The organism is Pseudomonas frederiksbergensis (assembly GCF_000802155.2).
GTDB classification, from domain to species: domain Bacteria; phylum Pseudomonadota; class Gammaproteobacteria; order Pseudomonadales; family Pseudomonadaceae; genus Aquipseudomonas; species Aquipseudomonas frederiksbergensis_A.
Genome location: NZ_JQGJ02000004.1, coordinates 382,179 through 401,569 on the forward strand (window position 1 = coordinate 382,179; position 19,391 = coordinate 401,569).

Below are 19,391 nucleotides of genomic sequence, written 5' to 3' on the forward strand. Positions count from 1 at the left end.
CTGCAGCGGGTCCCGTCCTTCTCGCCACAGTGGGCCCGCGCGCCGCAGATCAGTCAGTTTTCATGATATCTGCCGGCCTGCGCGCCGCTGCAATGTCCCGCTTGGGGGACGCGCCGAACAGTCGGCTGTATTCACGGCTGAACTGCGAGGGGCTTTCATAGCCCACCTGGTAGGCGGCGCTCGCCACGTCCAGGTGCTCGTTGAGCATCAGGCGCTTTGCTTCGTTCAACCGCAGCCATTTCTGATATTGCAGTGGGCTCATCGCCGTGAGCTGGCGGAAGTGATGATGGAAGGTTGGGGCGCTCATCTGCACGCGCGCCGCGAGATCGTCCACGCGAACCGGCCCGGTGTAGTTCAGTTTCAACCAGTCGATGGCTTTGGCGATCCGGTAACCCTGGCTGTCGACGGAGGCAATCTGCCTGAGCCGCCCGGCCTGGTCGCCCATCAACAACCGATAATGGATCTCACGCTGGATCAGGGGCGCCAGCACCGGGATCGCTTCGGGTTCATCGAGCAGGGCCAGCAGGCGCCCGAACGGCTCGAGAAAATCCTGGGACGCGGTGCCGATTCCCGCACCAATTCCGGCGGGACGCTCGACCCGTGGCGCCACGCAACCTTGGGCGACCAGATCCGCCACCATGCGCAAATCGAGGCGCATGACCAGGCCCAGGCAGGGCTGTTCCGGGCTGGCCGCCAGCACCTCGGAGTTCGCGGGCATGTCCAGTGAGGTCATGAGAAAGCGCGTGGTGTCGTACCCGTACGCCTGGCCGCCAATCCACACCTGTTTCACCCCTTGGGCGACGAGGACGATGCTTGGCTCGATCATGCAGATCATGGGCGGGGCAGGGGCGTCGCGGCGGAACAGACAAAGGCCTGCCATTGACGTTCCAAAGTCGCCCGGGCCCGGTGTTCGGTGACCGATGAGGTTGGCGAGCCTCTGTTGGGCCGATCTGTCTTGGGTGGTCATGTCGATATCTGTTGGGTTGAGAGCTATCGGCAGAACCTTACCTTGCCAAGCGAAGCGTTGCCTATGGGCAACAGGCGGGCTCACAGGATCGGGCAAGAACTCCAGCGAAATGTTCTACCGGCCGTCGAAGCCGGTTCGTGAAAATACCCGTGGGATTCAGTTCATGGCGTCATCGTCGCCATCGCGAGCAAGCGTGCTCCCACAAGGGTTTCCGAGCCCTCCAGAAGTTTCAGGATTGTTATGACCTCTACCTCATCACCAGAACCACAGGGCAAGCCTGCGTGGGGCGCTGTGCTTGCCATGTCGTTGGCAGCCTTCGCGCTCGTTGCGTCGGAATTCATGCCCGTCAGCCTGCTGACACCGGTGGCTGCCGATCTCCAGATCACTGAAGGACAGGCCGGCCAGGGCATCGCCGTCTCCGGTGCCTTTGCGTTGGTCACCAGTCTGTTCATCGCATCGATTGCGGCCCGAATCGAGCGCAAGTGGCTGCTTTCGGCGCTGACGTTGTTGATGATCATCTCCGGAACAGTGGCGGCGCTCGCGCCCTGTTACCTGGTTTTCATGGTCGGGCGCGCATTGATCGGCGTTGCGATTGGCGGCTTCTGGTCGCTGTCGGCGGCGACGGCCATGCGGTTGGTGCCGGAGGACAAAGTCCCTCGCGCGCTGGCCATCGTCAACGGCGGCAATGCCTTGGCCACGGTGGTGGCCGCCCCGTTGGGCAGTTTCCTCGGCGCGATAATCGGCTGGCGTGGTGCGTTTTTCTGCATCGTGCCTGTCGCTGTGCTCGCCCTGGCATGGCTGCTGTTCAGCCTGCCTTCGATGCCCAGCCAGGCAAAGCGGGGCGCGGGCAATCCGTTCAAGCTGATGACCCGGGCACCGGTTGCCTTGGGCATGTTGGCAGTCAGCACCTTCTTCATGGGCCAGTTCATGTTATTCACTTACCTGCGGCCGTTCCTGGAGAGCGTGACCCAAGTGGACGTCTCGCTGCTTTCGCTGATGTTGCTGACGATTGGTCTGGCAGGATTGCTTGGCACCTTCCTGATCGGCGCGTTCCTGAAAAAAGGCCTGTATCCCACTCTTATCGTCATCCCGCTGTTGATGGCGGCGATCGCCCTCGGGTTGGTGGGGTTCGGCAGTTCCGCTCCCGTCACGGCCCTCCTGCTTGGTCTCTGGGGCGTGGTGGCCACGGCAGCGCCGGTGGGTTGGTGGACCTGGCTGGCCAGGACGTTGCCGGAAAATGCCGAGGCAGGGGGTGGTTTGATGGTCGCGATCGTTCAATTGGCCATCGCTTCAGGTGCTACGGTGGGCGGCGTTCTGTTTGACGTGAGCGGCTATCGTGCGACCTTTGAAACCAGCGCGGCGGTGCTGGTTGTGGCCGCTGTCCTGACGGTCCTGACGGCGCGCGCGACGGCCCGGCAATCGGCACAAACGTCGGCCCCCATGTCATATGGCACCACGGGTTGAGTGAGGAACCGTTGGGCGCCTGCGGTTGGTGGCCTATTGATATCTTGGTAAGCTTCAGGCTGGTTATCCACCGAGTTGGTCAGTTGTGTCTACCGAAAGAATTCAACCCTTGGAGCAAGCGCTCCTGGCCGTGATTGCTGCAGCGGGAAAAATGGGCATCAGTTGCGACGCGTTATGCGCCCAAGCAGTGGGTGGGCTGGTGTCTGAACAATACTGGGCCTGGGCGGATGCCCAACACGCAGAGCGGGCCGCCGATGAGATCGACAATGCCCTGGCGATCCTCGTTGGCAAGCCCGCAGGGACGCCGACCAAACGCGGGCCCGATGCGGCATTTGAAACGGCTGCACTCTAAGGCTGGGCGACGCGTTGAATCTCCCGTTTTCGCTTAGAGGCCCAAGCCTTCCTCGATGAGCGACAGGAAAGTGTCTTCATCCAGCGTCACGGGTTCAGGCCTCTGTTGACCGGTTGGGCGCAGATGCCAACGCGACTCGCCATGTTCGCCCACCGTGCGCAGGATGCAGCGTTCCGATCCCTTCATATGGACTTCGATGCATCCCTCGGCACCGGGGGAGAAACGGGCGATCGGGTCGAGGGAGATGCGGCGATAATTGCCCTCGATCAACAGTTGGTCGATGGCGTAGTTGTACGTTGAACCGCTGGAATGGCATTCAAAGACATGGGTGGGGTTGCGCCGGATGACCAGGCCCGCCTCACAAACCGGTGCCAGCCAGCTTTCAACCTGGCGGTACAGCTCGTACACCTGGCCAGGCCAATGTTCGATCGCCAGATCGGCGCAATTGTCGGTGTCGGCCGGCGTGCGTTGGGCCTGCCTCAGCTTTGCCGCGAGTTCGTCTGCCTTGCTCATGTCGATTCCCTGTCTTGGTGATGGGTTGAGCTTAGCTGAAGGGGCTGGGGAGGCTTTTGCGCTGGGTCATGTCCGTTGCAGTGGCGGAGTTGAAACGTCTTCCGAGCGGGAGACAATTGCTCGCATGGCGTTCTAAAAATCATAGCTAATGTACGCCATTGGCTTACCGGCGGAGAATGCTATCGGACGTGACGTCTTGCTTCACCCCAGGACGTGTAACGTGATCCTCCAATGCGGGTCCGGCAGATCAATGTTGGGCCCGAAATGACGGAGCCGTTTGCCCAGAGGCTGCGTCATGTCCTCTGGTCATTCGCTCCGGCATCTCGGGCAACGAAGCCACATGCACGGCGCGGGACGGCATGGCGAAGCGCACGCCAATCCTGGCGAATTCGTCCATCATCCCCAAGTTGATTGCCTGCTGGATATCCATGTAGACGTTGTAGCTGGGGTCCAGCACGATGTAGACCGTTTCGAATTCCAGCGTGCTTTCGCCGAAACTGCGAAAATGCGCGCGGTCGAAGCGGGTTTTTTCCTGGGCCTTGATGATGTTCTCGACGATGGTAGGCACTTGCCGAAGTTGTTCGGTCGAGCATTCCTGGGGCAGGGCGAATTCGAAGACGATTCGGCGCTCCTGCAGGCGCTTGTAGTTCTGGATGGTGGTGCTGATCATCCCGGCATTGGCCATGACGATCTGTTCGCCCCCCAGGCTGCGGATGCGTGTGGTCTTCAGGCCGACATGTTCCACGGTACCGGCCAGCGAACCGACCACGATGAAGTCGCCCACTTCGAAGGGTTTGTCCACGGCAATGGACAGCGAGGCGAACAGGTCGCCGAGAATGTTCTGCACGGCGAGCGCTACGGCGATGCCGCCGACGCCGAGGCTGGCAATGAACGCCGTGATGTTCACGCCAAGGTTGGAGAGCATCGCCAGCAATACCACCGCCCACAGGAACACTTTCGCGCCCCATAGGCTCAAGGTGGCCAAGGCGCTTTTCTGATGGATATCGCTGTGGCTGTGGCGCGCAAAATAATGCATCAGCGCCAGGGCGATCGCTCGGTTTGCCCACAGTCCCACTTGTAGGGCGGCCACCACGAACCACAGGCTGCTGACCCGGCCCAACCAACGTTCCGGCAGGTCCAGAGCGCCGATGCCGATGAGGATCGAGGCCAGCAACAGCAGGGTGTTGCTGGTGCTGGACAGCACCTCCACCGCGATATGACTGATGTAGGCGTCGGGCTTCTGTGCCCGGGCCCGTACGTTCTTGAGCAGGAAACCGATGCCGGCCCTGGCGACGATGAAACTCACCGTCATCACGCTGAGTGCCAGCAACCAGTTGGCGATGGAAATGCCGAGGAGTTGGGTGTCGGTAAAAATTTCGAGGGAGCTTGAATCCATGGGTCGGTTCACCTGTGCCATTGCTGTTCAGGTTGTGCCCTGGCCGATTCGGTGCAAAGGCACGGGCCGGGCCATGAACTTTGTTAGTTCATCCGTGGCTTTGGCCGTTCAACTTTATTGCCGGCCCTGTGGCAGCGTGTGATGGGTGCAGGGGTCTCCGGCAAACGTCGCGCCAGGTCTGTTTTCAACGTCATATTGGCCAGAAGATGCGAGTGTTTTTGGATCCACTCAGCCATCCATCGACTTAGTCCTAAAGGCAAATTGCCGCCCCCCAAGCGGTGCGCTAAGCTCCCGATTATTGGGGGCTTTTGAGCGATTCGCTCATGCTTTGCCCTCCCCAGGATTTCGCTTGCCTATCCCCATCCATGATCCGAACCATGCGCCCGGCGGTGCCTTGAAACGCTTGCCGTTGCTCAAGGCCGCGGTGGCGTTCATTGCAGCCGTATGCCTGTGTCTCTGTGGTTTGCTCTTCCTGCAACTGGAGCAATCGCGTCGCCATGACGTGGAGTCGGCGCGCATCGCCTCGGCCAACCTCACCCGCGCCATGGCCCAGCAGGCCCAGGACACGTTCCTGCAAGCCGACCTGGTACTTGCCAGCCTTGCGGACTGGATTCAGGACGATGGGTTCGGTCCGTCGACGCGTCCACGCTTGCACCAGATCTTTGCCCGACGCGTGCAGTCCCTCGAGCAACTGCACGGCCTGTTCCTGTTCGACAAGAACGGCCACTGGGTCGTGACGTCTTTCGAACGCCTGCACAGGGGGCCAGGGGTCGCAGACCGCGATTATTTCAAGTTCCACCAGCAGAACGCCTCGTTGATAGCCCACGTTGGCCCAGCGGTTCCCAGTCGACAGAACGGCGAATGGATCATTCCGGTTTCCCGTCGATTGAATGACCCGAAGGGCAACTTCCAGGGCGTGCTGCTGGCGGGCATCAAGATGTCCTATTTCGATCAGTTCTTTAAGAGCTTCAATATCGACGACCAGGGCGAAATGGCCTTGGCGTTATCCGACGGTACGTTGCTGGCGCGCCGGCCTTTCGATGAAGCACAGATCGGTCGTCCGCTTGCCGATGAGTACGTATACGAGCACCAGCACGCCAGCATGGGTGCCGGCGATACGGATCTTCGCCCATCTTCCGACGGTATCGTCAGGCTACATGGGCACCGGCATTTGCAGGCTTATCCGTTGGTGGTGACCGCCGCGATGTCCGAGCAGGCGATCCTGGCGGGCTGGTACGACAGGGCTTTCCAGTCCAGCCTTATCGTGGCCCTGGTGGTGTTGGGTGTTTGTCTGTTCGGCTGGGTCTTCGTGCGCCAGGTGCGCAACAGCGAGCGGATCGAGGCGGATTTGCGCAAGGCCCAGGAAGCATTGGAGCTGATCGCTACCCACGACAGCCTGACCGGCCTGGCGAATAGGCGGTTGTTCGAACGCGCCCTGGACATCGAATTCGGTCGAGGCGCCCGCCAGCGCAGCTCCCTGAGCCTGATCATGCTCGACATCGATTTCTTCAAACGCTACAACGATACCTACGGGCATGTTGCGGGGGATCACTGCCTGGCGGAGGTGGCCAAGGTGCTCAAGGCCTGCTGCCATCGCAAGGCTGACCTGGCCGTGCGTTACGGCGGGGAGGAATTCGCCGTCTTGCTGCCCGACACCAACCTGCACGGCGCCATGGCATTGGCCGAGCAGATCCGCCGCAGCGTCATCGACAAGCATATAACCCACTCGGCTTCGCCCTCCGGCTACCTGACGGTCAGCCTGGGCTGCTATGCCTTCGTGCCCAGCAGCCTGGACAGTACCGAAGTGTTTATCCAGCGCACCGATGCGGCGCTTTATCAGGCCAAGCACAGCGGTCGCAACTGTGTCGCGGCCTTGTCCCGGGAAGGCGCGTTCGATGCGCTGGAACGTTCCGATCGTTGAGATCCGTTGGAATCATCGGCGACAGCTGACTGTCCATTGCTCATCATGCAGGCGAGGCGTAGGCCCTTTCGTCAAATTTTGTGGGCCCGTCATTTGGCGCGACGGTGGCTGCTAAGGTTAGGAAAACGCAACGGTCGAATGCACTCGACGCGGTGATGCTTGCACGACGAAGCCCGCGGGCCGAAAGGATAGGAGCAGGTCAATGGATACCACTGCCGATACCCCCCCTGATGTCTCCCGTCATACGCCAATCACCCGTCGCCTGGTGGCGGCCCTCGGCGGGCTGTTCGTCCTGGGTGTGCTGGTAGCCGTCGCCGCGCTGTTCAATATTGCGCAAAAGCTGGATGCGCAAGACGTGGACGAGACTCGCTTCTACATCGAGCGTGCCCTCGATAATCGCATCACCGCCTCGAAAAACTACATCACCAGCTACGCGTTCTGGACCACTGCCTACGAGCACCTCAACGCCGAGGTCAATGTGCAGTGGGCCTATGCCGACCAGAACATGGGCAAGACCCTGTTCACCAATGATGAATACGAGGGTGTGTTTGTCATCGACCGGGAACGCACCAAATATGCCGTCGTGCGGGGGCAGCATGTGCAGGCAGAGGCGGCGGCCTATATGGACGCGCCGCTGAAGAAACTCGTGGACGAGCTCCAGGCGCAACCCGACCTGACGAGGCCGATGATCCGCTACACCTTGTTCGAGGGCTGGCCGGCTGTCGTCACGGCTTCGGTGATCGTGCCCAACGACGAACGTCCCCAGGTCGACGCAGAGGGGACATCGATCCTGCTGTTCGTCGACCAACTGACACCGGTGAAGCTGCGCAAGCTGGGCAAGGGCTACGGCCTGACCGACTTGAACCTCGTGGAAGACGCCACATTGGCGCCCGACCAGCCGGCGGTGCCGCTGGACAATACCGGCTACAGCCTGGTCTCGCGACTGGAGCGGCCGGGCCAGCAACTGCTGTGGTCGCTCGCGCCACCGTTGGGAGGCGCGCTGCTGATCCTGGCGTTGCTCACCGTTTATTTCTTTCGCTATGCCATGCGCACGGCTCGACAGGTGGATGCCAGCTACGACAGCCTGGAAAGGTCGAAACAGGCGCTTGAGGCCAGTGAAGAGCGCTTTCGCGCCGTGGCGGAGGCGGCGTCCGACTGGATATGGGAAATCGACAGCCAGCAACGCATCACCTACCTTTCGGGTCGCTTCAACACCGTTACCGGGTTCTCCGACCAGCAGTGGCTGGGTCAGGAGATCGAACAGTTGCTGTATTGCGATACGTTGCCGATTGCCTCCTGGCTGGGCAACCTGGTCGAAGAACAGAACGCCAGCAACCTGCGTTGCTCTTACCGAGATCATTCCGGGCAATTGCGATTCTGTCGGGTGTCGGCACGGCCGATCCACGACAAGGCGACCGTGACGGGCTATCGTGGCACGGCCAGCGACATCACCGATGAGGTAGCTGCCCACGCTCAGGTCCAGCATTTGTCGCTGCATGATGCGTTGACCGGACTGCCGAATCGCAACAAGTTGGCGCGCCATCTGGACGACGCGTTGATTGCCAAGGAGCATTCCGCGCCATTGGCCCTGCTGATGGTGGACCTGGACAATTTCAAGCCGATCAACGATTCGCTGGGCCATCCGGCGGGCGATGCGGTGTTGCTGGAAGTGGCCCAGCGCCTGCGCGACAGTACCCGCGAACAGGACCTGGTGGCGCGCCTGGGAGGGGATGAGTTCGTGGTGGTGCTCAGCGGCGTGGAGCACACCTCGGAAATCGACCGATTCTGTACGCGGCTGATCGACAGCCTGCAGCAACCGATCCACTACGAGTCTCATTCCTTGCACATTGGCGCGAGCATCGGCATCGCCGTGAGCCGACGCCAAGGCTACCTGCCGGGCGAGTTGATCCGCTGCGCCGACATCGCGCTGTACCAGGCCAAGTCCGAGGGCAAGAAGACCTGGTGCTATTTCGCCTCGCACATGAACGATCAGATCCAGCATCGTCGCCAGCTGGAAAGCGACCTGCGCCAAGCGGTGAAAAACAACGAATTCATCCTGCATTTCCAGCCACGCTACACCGTCGACGGTCGGGAGATCGTCGCGGTCGAGTCGCTGGTACGCTGGCAACATCCAACCCAGGGACTGTTGGGCCCCGATGCCTTTATCCCGCTGGCCGAGCAAACCGACCTGATCGTCCCGCTCTCGCGCTGGGTGCTGCGCGAGGCATGTGAAACCGCGCTGACCTGGCCGGGAACGCTGATGGTTTCGGTCAATCTGTCACCGGCGCAATTCGAGCGCAGTGATGTCGTCGAGGATGTGCGCCAGGTATTGATCGAAACCCACTTCCCGGCGAGTCGCCTCGAACTGGAGATTACCGAAAACGTCATGCTGAACGACGTCGATGGCGCACTCCAGGTGATGAATGCGCTAAAGGAGTTGGGGGTGCGCTTGAACATGGACGACTTTGGTACCGGTTACTCGTCCCTCGGTTATCTGCGCACGTACCCGTTCGATGGCATCAAGATCGACAAGCGCTTCATTGCCTCGATGAGCAACAGCAGTAACGACCGGGCGGTGGTCCAGGCGATCATCAACCTGGGCAAGGCAATGGGCTTGACCGTCACGGCGGAGGGCGTGGAAACCCTGGCGCAGTTGGGTTCACTGGGCACGGATGAGTGCCACGAAGTCCAGGGCTATTTCCTCAGCCGGCCCATCGACAAGCAGGCATTCGCCGACCTGCTCGAAAGCGGCCAGTCATTCTCGCGAACCGGTTCCTGAGCGATGGTTGCAACCCGTGGGGCCTGTCGCCGGTCACAACTAAGTCTTGGCATTCAGGAAATTTTCGCCCATGAAGAACCTGCGGATTGCGACTTTCAACATCAACGGCATTCGGGCACGGCTACCTAACCTGCTGGAATGGCTGGAGCGGGAAAAACCCGACATTGCCTGTCTGCAGGAGCTCAAGGCGGCGGACAAGGATTTCCCGGCCGCGGAGCTGGAGTCGGTGGGATACGGATCGATCTGGCATGGCCAGGCGTCGTGGAACGGTGTGGCGATCCTGGCCCGCGATGCGCAACCTTTGGAGAGCCGACGCGGCCTGCCAGGAGGAGAGGATGACAGTCACAGCCGTTATCTGGAAGCAGCGGTGCATGGCGTCCTGGTGGGCTGCCTCTACCTGCCCAATGGCAATCCCCAGCCAGGTCCGAAGTTCGACTACAAGCTGGCCTGGTTCGAACGCCTGATCGAGTATGCGCAGGCACTCCAGGCGAGCGACCATCCGGTGGTATTGGCCGGGGACTACAATGTGGTGCCCACCGACATGGATATCTATAACCCGCGCTCCTGGCTCAAGGACGCGCTGCTGCAGCCTGAAAGCCGTGAGTGTTATCAGCGGTTGCTGGACCAGGGGTGGACCGACTCCTTGCGTCATCTCTATCCGCAAGAGCGGATCTACACGTTCTGGGATTACTTCCGCCAGCACTGGCAAAAAAACTCTGGGCTGCGCATCGACCACCTGCTGCTCAACCCGGTGGCCAGCGCCTACCTGAGCGATGCGGGCGTGGATGCCTGGGTCAGGAACCAGGAGCATCCCAGCGACCACGCGCCGACCTGGATCCGGTTGTCTTCGCGAAAGCGGCGTTGAGGGTTCGAGCGGGCCAACCCTCGTCAGATTTGTCCGTAGCAGGGAAATGCCTTATACCTGCCCAATTGCAGCGAGCTAACCGAAAGCCCTGCCTCCTGACAGGAAAGGATATCCCCCATGAGCCAATCTCGACTGAGCGATACCGGTCGCTACCTGCGACGCCTGGGTTTCGACACGGCGCCGCCTCCCACGCTGGATACGCTGCGCCAGCTTCAATGGCGCCATACCGCCGAGTTTCCCTTCGAGACCCTCTCGACGCTGCTGCGCCAGCCTGTGCCCATCGATCTGGAGACGGTCGAGCGAAAGGTCTTTGAACAAGGTCGTGGCGGTTATTGCTATGAACTCAATCAGTTGTTCCTGGCATTGTTGCAGGCGCTGGGCTTCGATGCCCGAGGCATCACCGGACGCGTCGTGATGAACGCACCGGAGGGCGCCTGGCCCGCGCGTACCCATCGCTTGAGCGTGGTGACGCTGGATGGGGTGCGCTATGTCACCGACGTCGGCTTTGGCGGCATGGTGCCCACCGCGCCGCTCTTGCTGGACAACCGCGATGTCCAGCCCACGCCTCACGAACCGTATCGCATCGACATCAGCCAGGACGGCTACATGTTGCGCGCCGAGGTCGGCGATGAATGGCGCCCGATGTACCTCTTCGACCTGCAACGCCAGGAGGAAATCGACTACATCGTTGGCAATTGGTATGTCTGCTCCCACCCTGAATCGCCATTCATGGGCAGGCTGATGGTCGCCCGCACAGGTGAGGGAATTCGCAAGACGCTCAATGGCAACAGCTATGCCGTGCACCGGATTGGACACGAAAGCGAACGACGCACCATCAGCGACGCCGATGAGCTGATCGCGCTGCTGGAAACGGAGTTCGGCCTCACCGTACCGCCCCGGGAATTACTGCGGCCCGCGATTAAAGAACTTTTGGCATGATGTTCTGACCGTTTTGGTTTAGGAATTGCAATCCCTGTTCGTCACGCTTGCGCAACAAGTTGTATACAACTCTATGGACATTTGTCCTGAGTTTTGAATACAGTGTGCGCATAACAAAAAACAGGGAATCCCCGAACCATGAAAACGCCCCATGTTTCACTCCCACGGCCCGAGGACGAAAACCTCGGCGTCGGCGCGAATATGGCTTACGGCCTGCAACATGTGTTGACCATGTACGGTGGCATCGTCGCGGTGCCCTTGATCATCGGCCAGGCGGCCGGGTTGTCCGCTGCCGACATCGGTCTGCTGATCGCTGCTTCGCTGTTCGCAGGAGGGCTGGCGACGTTGTTGCAAACCCTCGGCCTGCCATTTTTTGGTTGCCAACTGCCACTGGTCCAGGGCGTTTCGTTTTCTGGTGTCGCGACCATGGTTGCGATTGTCGGCACCGGTGGAGAAGGGGGTTTCCAGGCCATCCTCGGCGCGGTAATCGCCGCTTCCTTGATCGGCCTGCTGATTACCCCGGTGTTTTCCCGCATCACGCGTTTTTTCCCACCCTTGGTTACCGGCATCGTGATCACCACCATCGGCCTGACATTGATGCCCGTGGCGGCACGCTGGGCAATGGGCGGGAACAGCCATGCACCGGATTTCGGCAGCATGGCCAACATTGGCTTGGCCGCCGTGACCCTGGTACTGGTGCTGGTGCTGAGCAAGATGGGCAGCGCGACGATTTCCCGGCTATCGATCCTGTTGGCGATGGTCATCGGTACGGTCATCGCGGTGTTTCTTGGCATGGCGGATTTTTCATCGGTGGGTGAGGGCCCGATGTTCGGCTTCCCGACACCGTTTCACTTTGGCATGCCGACCTTTCATATCGCCGCAATCCTGTCGATGTGCATCGTGATCATGGTGACGCTGGTGGAAACTTCGGCCGACATCCTCGCGGTGGGGGAGATCATCGACACCAAGGTCGACTCCCGGCGCCTGGGCAACGGCTTGCGGGCCGACATGCTGTCGAGCATGATCGCGCCGATTTTCGGGTCGTTCACCCAGAGCGCCTTTGCCCAGAACGTTGGACTGGTGGCCGTGACCGGGATCAAGAGTCGTTTCGTGGTGGCAACGGGCGGCGTGTTCCTGGTGGTGCTCGGGCTGTTGCCGTTCATGGGGCGGGTGATCGCCGCCGTGCCGACTTCAGTGCTCGGCGGCGCCGGTATCGTGCTGTTCGGTACCGTCGCCGCCAGCGGTATCCGCACGCTGTCGAAGGTCGATTATCGCAACAACGTCAACCTGATCATCGTCGCTACCTCCATCGGCTTCGGCATGATCCCGATCGCCGCGCCGAACTTCTACGACCATTTCCCGAGCTGGTTCGCGACGATCTTCCATTCCGGCATCAGTTCGTCGGCCATCATGGCCATCGTGCTGAACCTGGCCTTCAACCACTTCACCGCCGGCAACTCCGATCAGCAATCGGTATTCGCCGCCGGCACCGAACGGGTGCTGCGTTATCAGGATCTGGCGGCGCTGCGCGAGGGGGATTATTTCAGCGACGGCAAATTGCACGACTGCGACGGCAATGAGATTCCCGTGGTCGCCGCGCCTGACCATCCGACCGCAGAACATGGCCCGGTGCGATTGAAAAGCAGCGAGCACGTCTAGACCCTGCAACGGGCATTTTGACCCAATAAAAAGCAGCCTGTGATCATCGATCACAGGCTGCTTTTTTGTTCAGCTCAAGGGGCACTGTTTACCATCGGCCGTAGTGCCCACGTGGCGGACCGTAGTAATAGCCCCTCGGAGGGCCGTAATACACCGGGGCCGGGCGATAGTAGATCGGTTGCTCGATATACACCGGCTGCGGTTGGTAGTAGACCGGTGGAGGCTGCTGCACATAGACCGGCTGTGGCTGCACGTAGACCGGTTGCTGGACGTACACCGGCCGGTCACGGTTGATGAGCGCGGAGCCGACAATGGCAGAGCCGACGATGGCACCGAACACTGCGGGCCCCTCCCAACCACCGCGGCCATGGGCGGATGCCTGGCCGGTGACCGCGAGTGCCCCCACGAGCAGGGCGATGATGGGGAGTTTGCGTTTCATGGCGTTTCCTCGTTCCGGCCCCGGCGCCTGTGGCCTGTAGCAGACCCGAGTAGGGGCGCGGGGATACTTGCTCTGACAGCGATTTTCCCAGGATTTTCGACGCCGTTGGGTAAATATTGTGTAAGGTCTGTGGCGGTTTTTTTTACCGGACGCCGAGTCGGCTCGCTGCACCCGGTGTCAGATCATCGAATGAACCGGTCGGGACAGCGCGCCCGCCCATCCGAAATTGGTTTGAAGGAGACGAACATGCAGATGACCCCCAACAAAGACACCCAGCTATGCATGTCGCTATCGGGACGCCCGGGCAATTTCGGCCTGCGTTTTCACAATCACCTGTATGAGCAGTTGGGTCTGAATTTCTATTACAAGGCATTCACCAGCCAGGATCTGCCCGGGGCCGTGGGCGGTATCCGCGCCCTGGGCATCCGCGGTTGCGGTGTGTCGATGCCATTCAAGGAGGCCTGCATTGCCTTGGTCGATGAGCTGGACCCTTCCGCCGCGGCCATCCAGTCGATCAACACCATCGTCAATACCAACGGTCATCTGAAGGCGTACAACACGGACTACATCGCCATCGCGCAACTGTTGCAGCACCATGCCGTGCCCAAGGAATCCACGTTTGCCCTGCGTGGCAGCGGTGGCATGGCCAAGGCAGTTGCCAGCGCCTTGCGCGACGGTGGCTACAAAAATGGCTTGATCGTGGCTCGCAACGAAACCACTGGCCGGGCCCTCGCCGATTCCTTGGGTTACGAATGGCAAGCCGAACTGGGTGATCGGCGCCCACAGATGCTGATCAACGTCACACCGATCGGCATGACCGGCGGTGCGGAAGCAGACCAACTGGCATTCGAGCCCGCCGCCATCGCTGCGGCCGAGACCGTGTTCGATGTCGTGGCGATTCCTTCGGAAACACCATTGATCGTGCGCGCCCAGGCGCAAGGCAAGCGCGTGATCACAGGGCTGGAGGTCATCGCGATCCAAGCCCTGGAGCAGTTCGTCCTGTACACCGGGGTCCGGCCCAACCACGACCAGTTCGACAAAGCCGTGGCATTTGCCCGGGCCGGGTAAGCGCCGTTATTCCAGCCGTGCCAGCCGTTCTTCCAGCGCCGCGATTCGCGCTTCGAGTTCTTCGATACGTTCCAGCGATACGCCGCCCGCGGTGCTGCGTTCGGCCGGCTGTTGACGCGCGGCGAGGATCGCCTCGATGTCCGCCGGGTCGCCCATGGCATGCACATAACGATCTTCGCGTTGGCCGGCCTGGCGTGGCACCAACAGCGCCAAGCCACGAGCGATCAGGCGCTCCAGCTGGTGCACCACCTGTTCGGTGTCCTCGAAATCATGCATGCGACCGCTGCGGGTCAGCAGTTCGTTGACGGTTTGCGGCCCGCGCAAGAACAGCAACCCCATCAGGATCACTTGGGCTGGCACCAATTCCAGCGCCTTGTCGACCCGGTGCTCCCAGCGGTCGGCGCGGCTGCCCATCACCAATCGGGTAAAACCCCGGCCCTCCAAGGCCCGCAGGCTTTGGCCGACTTGTCCCGGATTGAGGTTCATCACAGGTTCGCGACTGGTTTTCTGGTTGCAGGCCAGCACCAGTGCATTCAGGGTGAGAGGGTAGGACTCGGGATTGGTGGCCTGCTTTTCGACCAGGGCGCCGAGAATGCGGATTTCCGTGCTGTTGAGCCGCGGTTCTTCGGCCGGGCCTTGTTCTTCGATGCTCATCGCGCGTTCCCTATGCTGTGGAAGGCGCCTAGCGTAATCCTTGCGCAATAAAAGACAAGGTGCGCAACAAGCCGTGGCTATAATCGCCCACGTTTGATTCATCTTCTTCTACCATTCCATGAGATCGCCATGACTATTTCCCTGTACGCCGCCTCCGTCCCGGTTTTCAAGCAGATGCTCAACGCCCTGAGCGATGTCTTGAACAAGGCCGAAGCCCACGCCACCTCGAAAAACATCGATCCGAATGCGCTCCTGCAAGCGCGCCTGTTCCCGGACATGTTCCCGTTGGTACGCCAGGTGCAGATCGCCGTGGACTTCGCCAAGGGCGTGTCCGCGCGCCTGGCCGAGATTGAAGTGCCGAAGTACGACGACAACGAGACCACCTTCGCTGAGCTGCAAGCCCTGATCGCCAAGGTGCTGGCTTTCATTGACGGTATCAGTGCCGAGCAGATCGATGGCAAGGAAGGCATCGAGATCGTGACCCGTCCGGGCACACCGAAGGAAAAACGCTTCACGGGCCAGAATTACCTGCTGACGTACGGCTTGCCGCAGTTTTTCTTCCACGTGACCACTGCGTACGCCTTGCTGCGTCACAACGGTGTGGAAGTGGGCAAGCGCGATTACATGGGCGCGTTCTAATCCCGCGGGCATGAAAAAGCCCGGAACGGTGTGAGCCGTCCCGGGCTTTTTTGTGGCTGTCCGCAGCCAGCGCATTGCTTAGGCTGTGCGACGCGCCCGCTCTTCTTCGCCCAGGCAAGCCGCTGCCGTGAACAAGACATCGGTAGACGAATTCAACGCGGTTTCAGCCGAATCCTGCAGCACCCCGATGATGAAGCCCACCGCGACCACTTGCATGGCGATTTCGCTAGGAATGCCAAACAGGCTGCACGCCAGCGGAATCAGCAACAGCGACCCGCCCGCCACCCCGGAAGCACCGCAGGCGCAGACGGCGGCAACGACACTCAGCAGCACGGCCGTGGGAACGTCCACCACGATGCCCAGGGTGTGCACGGCGGCCAGCGTCAGGACCGTGATGGTGATAGCCGCGCCGGCCATGTTGATGGTCGCGCCCAGCGGGATCGAAACCGAGTAAGTATCCTCATGCAGGCCGAGGCGCTTGCTCAATTCCAGGTTTACCGGGATGTTCGCCGCGGAGCTGCGGGTGAAGAACGCGGTAATCCCGCTCTCGCGCAGGCAGGTAAACACCAGCGGGTACGGGTTGCGACGCAGCTTCCAGAACACGATGAGCGGGTTGATCACCAGTGCCACGAACAACATGCAGCCGATCAATACGATCAGCAGGTGCAGATAGCCGAGCAGGGCGCTGAAGCCGGAAGTGGCGAGAGTCGAAGCCACCAGCCCGAAAATCCCCAGCGGGGCGAAGCGGATCACCAGGCGCACGATCACGGTCACGCCATTGGACAAGTCCTCAAGGACGGTGCGCGTGGTTTGGCCGGCGTGGCGAATAGCGATGCCCATGCCGATGGCCCAGGCCAGGATGCCGATGAAGTTACCGTTCATCAATGCACGGACGGGGTTGTCGACGACGCTCAGTGCCAGGCTTTGCAGCACTTCGCTGATGCCACCTGGCGCGGTGACCGCGACGTCCTGAGTGCTCAGCACCAGGCTGGAGGGGAACAACGTGCTGGCAATGACCGCAACCACGGCGGCCGCGAAGGTGCCCAGCAGGTAAAGGAACAGGATCGGCCGGATGTGGGTTTCCTGGCCGTGCTTATGGTTGGCGATCGAGGCCATGACCAGCACGAACACCAGGATTGGTGCCACCGCCTTCAGCGCGGATACGAAAACCTTGCCGATGAACTCAGTGGATTTCGCCAGGTCCGGCGCCAGCAATGCCAGGACGATACCGGCGATCAGGCCAATAATGATCTGCGTGACCAAGCCAGTGCTTTTGAGGCGGTGCAATAGAGAAGGGGAGACAGCTGTCATAACGGTATCTCTGATTTTTTATGTGTAACGGTCAGCCGAACGGGGCAACGAGCCGGCAGGCCACTTGGACGGGACCGAAAGAAGGTAGAGCGTTTGCAGGCCGCGGACTTTATCACAGCCCGACGAAAAATCTGACGGACCTGTGACGATCCGTCACCTGCATGTTTGAACACGTTTTGCTGACGGGGGCATTCTGGTAGGCTTTGTCCTATTCACTTTTTCATACTCTCCAGCGGGCCTTTGGCTATCGCTGGTGTCGTCGTTTTCTCGGAGTCTCCCATGCTGTTGCCCATTTTCCTGTTGTCCGCCGCTGGTTTCACGGTGTTGACCACGGAATTCATCATCGTTGGCCTGCTGCCTTCCATCGCCCGCGACCTGCACGTCACCATCCCCCAGGCGGGGCTGCTGGTGACGTTGTTCGCGTTTACCGTCGCTGCGTTCGGGCCGTTCCTGACGGCCTGGTTCGCCCGGGTTGAACGTCGCAAATTGTTTATCAGCGTGCTGGTAATGTTCGGCCTGGCCAACACCCTGGCAGCATTGGCGCCCAACATCTGGGTCATGGCCGTCGCCCGGCTGATTCCCGCACTGGGCCTGCCGGTGTTCTGGGCGTTGGCCAGTGAAACAGCGGTGGACATCGTCGGGCCGCAATTCGCCGGGCGAGCGATCGCCCGGATCGGCTTCGGCATCGTCTGCGCCACTGTGTTCGGTATTCCGGTGGGTACGCTGATCAGCGATGCATTCGGCTGGCGAAGCGCTTTTGCAATCCTGGCGGTCATCGCATTCGCCAAGGCACTGCTGTTGTTTATCTACCTGCCGAAGACAGACCTGCACCAGCACCAGGTGAGCTTGCGCTCGCAATTCAAGATATTGCATAGCCCATTGATGCAAGGGCATGTGCTGTTGTCGATCCTGGTGTTCAGCGGCATGTTCACCGCCTACACCTACCTCGCCGATATCCTTGAGCGCCTGGCCGGTTTCGACGGCACGCTTGTAGGCTGGTGCCTGATGGGCTTCGGCGCCGTGGGCTTGCTGGGCAATTCCCTGGGCGGTCGAGCGGTGGACCGGCACCCGTTGATCGCGTCGATGGTGTTCTGCCTGTTCATGATCGGCGGCATGGTCGCGCTGGTGCCGAGCATCCATTCGACCCTGGGGCTGGCTGCCGCGCTGGGCATTTGGGGGGTGACCCAGGCTGCACTGTTTTTGGTCAGCCATGTCCGGTTGATGAAGGCCGCGCCGCAAGCTCCGGCGTTTGCCGCGTCGCTGAATATCGCCGGTGCGAACCTGGGAATCGGCCTGGGCGCGATGGTAGGTGGGCGGGTCATCGACACCCTCGGGTTGGGCAAGGTCGGTTTCGCCGCGGCGGGGTTCATTCTGGTATCGATCCTGCTGGCGCTATTGCTGATGGCCTTCAAGCCACCTGCCGCCTGCATGCAGCGCTAGACGCTGAACAGTTCGCGCCGCGCCCCTTCGGCGATCGCGACGATGCCCGGATGGCTGACCTTGCGCTCGACCGAAATAGCGTAGAACGACTCGCTCACGGCATCGGTCTGGCCGATCACCTGCACGCCGTATTGCTGCTTGACCTCCTCGGCGATCACGCTGGGACCGATGAAGATCCCGCTGCCTGATTGGCCAAATGCCTGCATCAGCGCGCTGTCATCGAATTCACCGACGATGCGTGGCTGGATTTGTTGTTCGGCGAACCAGCGTTGCAGTCGGCTGCGCACGACCGTCTCCGGTCCGGGGATCAGGAGCGGGGCGTCATGCAGGCCGTGGGGGAAATCCTGTCCATGACGGTCGGCCAGCGCCGGGGTGGCAAAAAAACTGATCCCGCATTCCCCCAATTTCTGACTGTAGCCCTTGATGTCCAAATGGCTTGGCATCGGGCTGTCGGATATCACCAGGTCCAGGCGCTGGATAGCCAGGTCCGCCAACAGGCGTTCGAGCTTGTCTTCGCGACAGGTGATGCGCAGCGGCTCGCTCAATTCCATGGTCGGCGCCAGCAGTCGATAAACGATGGACTTGGGGACGACATCCGCCACCCCAACCCGGAACAGCGTTTGCTGCTCGTTGGGCTGTGCCCGCAGCATCAGCTCCAACTCACCGCCCAGTTGGAACATGTGCTCGGCGTAAGGCAACGTCTGGCGGCCGGCCTCGGTCAGTTCCAATTGGCGTCCGACTCGGCGGAACAGCTTGATGTTGTAGGTTTGTTCGAACAGTGAAATCTGTCCGCTGATGGTTTGCGGGGTCAGGTTCAGTTGCTCGCAGGCCCGTACGATGCTGCCGGTTTTCGCCACCACCCAGAAATAATGCAGCTGTCGATAATTGAGCATGGCGTGCACCGCTTCGTAAAAACCGAAGTATAGCCGCTGAAAATACGAATTTTCCTGAAGTATGTGCGCCTCTAGAATCTCGGGCCATCGGT

The 19,391-nt window shown here is 60.9% G+C and carries 17 protein-coding genes; 10 read left to right on the forward strand and 7 right to left on the reverse strand.

What is annotated here, in order from left to right; translation table 11 throughout:
* Positions 1-49: 49 nt before the first annotated feature.
* Complete coding sequence (locus JZ00_RS10290; protein WP_039589113.1) at positions 50-967, reverse strand: AraC family transcriptional regulator; 918 nt, start codon at positions 965-967, stop codon at positions 50-52.
* 240 nt (positions 968-1,207) lie between these two features.
* On the opposite strand from JZ00_RS10290, the gene JZ00_RS10295 reads away from it, so the two are divergent.
* A complete protein-coding gene (locus tag JZ00_RS10295; protein ID WP_039589114.1) occupies positions 1,208-2,431 on the forward strand; it encodes an MFS transporter in 1,224 nt (407 codons plus the stop codon).
* Between the two features lie 109 nt (positions 2,432-2,540).
* Positions 2,541-2,783, forward strand: coding sequence for a hypothetical protein (locus tag JZ00_RS10300; RefSeq protein WP_052680802.1), 243 nt, complete (start codon positions 2,541-2,543; stop codon positions 2,781-2,783).
* Between the two features lie 33 nt (positions 2,784-2,816).
* On the opposite strand, the gene JZ00_RS10305 is transcribed toward JZ00_RS10300, so the two are convergent.
* Together JZ00_RS10305 and JZ00_RS10310 are read right to left on the reverse strand one after the other, a co-directional pair.
* On the reverse strand, positions 2,817-3,296 hold the full coding sequence (locus tag JZ00_RS10305; protein ID WP_039589115.1) for a hypothetical protein: 480 nt from the start codon (positions 3,294-3,296) through the stop codon (positions 2,817-2,819).
* A gap of 247 nt (positions 3,297-3,543) precedes the next feature.
* Positions 3,544-4,692: a mechanosensitive ion channel family protein gene (locus JZ00_RS10310; protein ID WP_045156497.1), complete on the reverse strand. Its 1,149-nt coding sequence runs from the start codon at positions 4,690-4,692 to the stop codon at positions 3,544-3,546.
* Between the two features lie 349 nt (positions 4,693-5,041).
* Between JZ00_RS10310 and JZ00_RS10315 the strand changes: the two genes are divergently transcribed.
* The 5 genes from JZ00_RS10315 to JZ00_RS10335 all read left to right on the forward strand — a co-directional run bounded on the left by JZ00_RS10315 (position 5,042) and on the right by JZ00_RS10335 (position 12,855).
* Positions 5,042-6,613 carry a sensor domain-containing diguanylate cyclase gene (locus JZ00_RS10315; protein ID WP_039589116.1) on the forward strand — a complete coding sequence of 524 codons (1,572 nt, stop codon included), beginning with the start codon at positions 5,042-5,044 and terminating at the stop codon, positions 6,611-6,613.
* A gap of 202 nt (positions 6,614-6,815) precedes the next feature.
* Positions 6,816-9,392, forward strand: a complete 2,577-nt coding sequence (locus tag JZ00_RS10320; protein WP_039589117.1) for a bifunctional diguanylate cyclase/phosphodiesterase — start codon at positions 6,816-6,818, stop codon at positions 9,390-9,392.
* A gap of 70 nt (positions 9,393-9,462) precedes the next feature.
* On the forward strand, positions 9,463-10,257 hold the full coding sequence (xth, locus tag JZ00_RS10325; RefSeq protein ID WP_039589118.1) for an exodeoxyribonuclease III: 795 nt from the start codon (positions 9,463-9,465) through the stop codon (positions 10,255-10,257).
* A gap of 117 nt (positions 10,258-10,374) precedes the next feature.
* Entirely contained in the window at positions 10,375-11,196 is an 822-nt protein-coding gene (locus JZ00_RS10330) for an arylamine N-acetyltransferase family protein (protein WP_039589119.1), read from the forward strand.
* Positions 11,197-11,334: 138 nt separating this feature from the next.
* On the forward strand, positions 11,335-12,855 hold the full coding sequence (locus JZ00_RS10335; RefSeq protein ID WP_039589120.1) for a nucleobase:cation symporter-2 family protein: 1,521 nt from the start codon (positions 11,335-11,337) through the stop codon (positions 12,853-12,855).
* A gap of 88 nt (positions 12,856-12,943) precedes the next feature.
* Here JZ00_RS10335 and JZ00_RS10340 read toward each other — a convergent pair whose 3' ends face one another.
* Positions 12,944-13,294 (reverse strand): hypothetical protein, encoded by a 351-nt coding sequence (locus JZ00_RS10340; protein ID WP_039589121.1) that lies wholly within the window; start codon positions 13,292-13,294, stop codon positions 12,944-12,946.
* A gap of 246 nt (positions 13,295-13,540) precedes the next feature.
* On the opposite strand from JZ00_RS10340, the gene JZ00_RS10345 reads away from it, so the two are divergent.
* Positions 13,541-14,362, forward strand: a complete 822-nt coding sequence (locus tag JZ00_RS10345) for a shikimate 5-dehydrogenase (protein ID WP_039589122.1) — start codon at positions 13,541-13,543, stop codon at positions 14,360-14,362.
* 6 nt (positions 14,363-14,368) lie between these two features.
* On the opposite strand, the gene JZ00_RS10350 is transcribed toward JZ00_RS10345, so the two are convergent.
* Positions 14,369-15,016 (reverse strand): YceH family protein, encoded by a 648-nt coding sequence (locus tag JZ00_RS10350; protein ID WP_039589123.1) that lies wholly within the window; start codon positions 15,014-15,016, stop codon positions 14,369-14,371.
* Between the two features lie 129 nt (positions 15,017-15,145).
* On the opposite strand from JZ00_RS10350, the gene JZ00_RS10355 reads away from it, so the two are divergent.
* Positions 15,146-15,655, forward strand: a complete 510-nt coding sequence (locus tag JZ00_RS10355; RefSeq protein ID WP_039589124.1) for a DUF1993 domain-containing protein — start codon at positions 15,146-15,148, stop codon at positions 15,653-15,655.
* Positions 15,656-15,733: 78 nt separating this feature from the next.
* Here JZ00_RS10355 and sstT read toward each other — a convergent pair whose 3' ends face one another.
* Positions 15,734-16,966 carry a serine/threonine transporter SstT gene (gene sstT / locus JZ00_RS10360; protein WP_039589125.1) on the reverse strand — a complete coding sequence of 411 codons (1,233 nt, stop codon included), beginning with the start codon at positions 16,964-16,966 and terminating at the stop codon, positions 15,734-15,736.
* Between the two features lie 279 nt (positions 16,967-17,245).
* On the opposite strand from sstT, the gene JZ00_RS10365 reads away from it, so the two are divergent.
* Positions 17,246-18,406: an MFS transporter gene (locus JZ00_RS10365; RefSeq protein ID WP_039589126.1), complete on the forward strand. Its 1,161-nt coding sequence runs from the start codon at positions 17,246-17,248 to the stop codon at positions 18,404-18,406.
* Here JZ00_RS10365 and nhaR read toward each other — a convergent pair.
* Positions 18,403-19,299 carry a transcriptional activator NhaR gene (gene nhaR / locus JZ00_RS10370; RefSeq protein WP_039589414.1) on the reverse strand — a complete coding sequence of 299 codons (897 nt, stop codon included), beginning with the start codon at positions 19,297-19,299 and terminating at the stop codon, positions 18,403-18,405. The two genes, JZ00_RS10365 and nhaR, sit on opposite strands and share 4 nt — an antisense overlap.
* Positions 19,300-19,391: the final 92 nt, after the last annotated feature.

Excerpts from the sequence above, each read along its gene's own strand:
- JZ00_RS10365 (WP_039589126.1), top strand. The coding sequence starts at position 17,246 with ATGCTGTTGCCCATTTTCCTGTTGTCCGCCGCTGGTTTCACGGTGTTG.
- JZ00_RS10305 (WP_039589115.1), bottom strand. The coding sequence starts at position 3,296 with ATGAGCAAGGCAGACGAACTCGCGGCAAAGCTGAGGCAGGCCCAACGC.
- JZ00_RS10345 (WP_039589122.1), top strand. The coding sequence starts at position 13,541 with ATGCAGATGACCCCCAACAAAGACACCCAGCTATGCATGTCGCTATCG.
- xth (WP_039589118.1), top strand. The coding sequence starts at position 9,463 with ATGAAGAACCTGCGGATTGCGACTTTCAACATCAACGGCATTCGGGCA.
- JZ00_RS10310 (WP_045156497.1), bottom strand. The coding sequence starts at position 4,692 with ATGGATTCAAGCTCCCTCGAAATTTTTACCGACACCCAACTCCTCGGC.
- JZ00_RS10340 (WP_039589121.1), bottom strand. The coding sequence starts at position 13,294 with ATGAAACGCAAACTCCCCATCATCGCCCTGCTCGTGGGGGCACTCGCG.
- JZ00_RS10350 (WP_039589123.1), bottom strand. The coding sequence starts at position 15,016 with ATGAGCATCGAAGAACAAGGCCCGGCCGAAGAACCGCGGCTCAACAGC.
- JZ00_RS10320 (WP_039589117.1), top strand. The coding sequence starts at position 6,816 with ATGGATACCACTGCCGATACCCCCCCTGATGTCTCCCGTCATACGCCA.
- nhaR (WP_039589414.1), bottom strand. The coding sequence starts at position 19,299 with ATGCTCAATTATCGACAGCTGCATTATTTCTGGGTGGTGGCGAAAACC.
- JZ00_RS10290 (WP_039589113.1), bottom strand. The coding sequence starts at position 967 with ATGACCACCCAAGACAGATCGGCCCAACAGAGGCTCGCCAACCTCATC.
- JZ00_RS10335 (WP_039589120.1), top strand. The coding sequence starts at position 11,335 with ATGAAAACGCCCCATGTTTCACTCCCACGGCCCGAGGACGAAAACCTC.
- JZ00_RS10355 (WP_039589124.1), top strand. The coding sequence starts at position 15,146 with ATGACTATTTCCCTGTACGCCGCCTCCGTCCCGGTTTTCAAGCAGATG.
- JZ00_RS10330 (WP_039589119.1), top strand. The coding sequence starts at position 10,375 with ATGAGCCAATCTCGACTGAGCGATACCGGTCGCTACCTGCGACGCCTG.
- sstT (WP_039589125.1), bottom strand. The coding sequence starts at position 16,966 with ATGACAGCTGTCTCCCCTTCTCTATTGCACCGCCTCAAAAGCACTGGC.
- JZ00_RS10295 (WP_039589114.1), top strand. The coding sequence starts at position 1,208 with ATGACCTCTACCTCATCACCAGAACCACAGGGCAAGCCTGCGTGGGGC.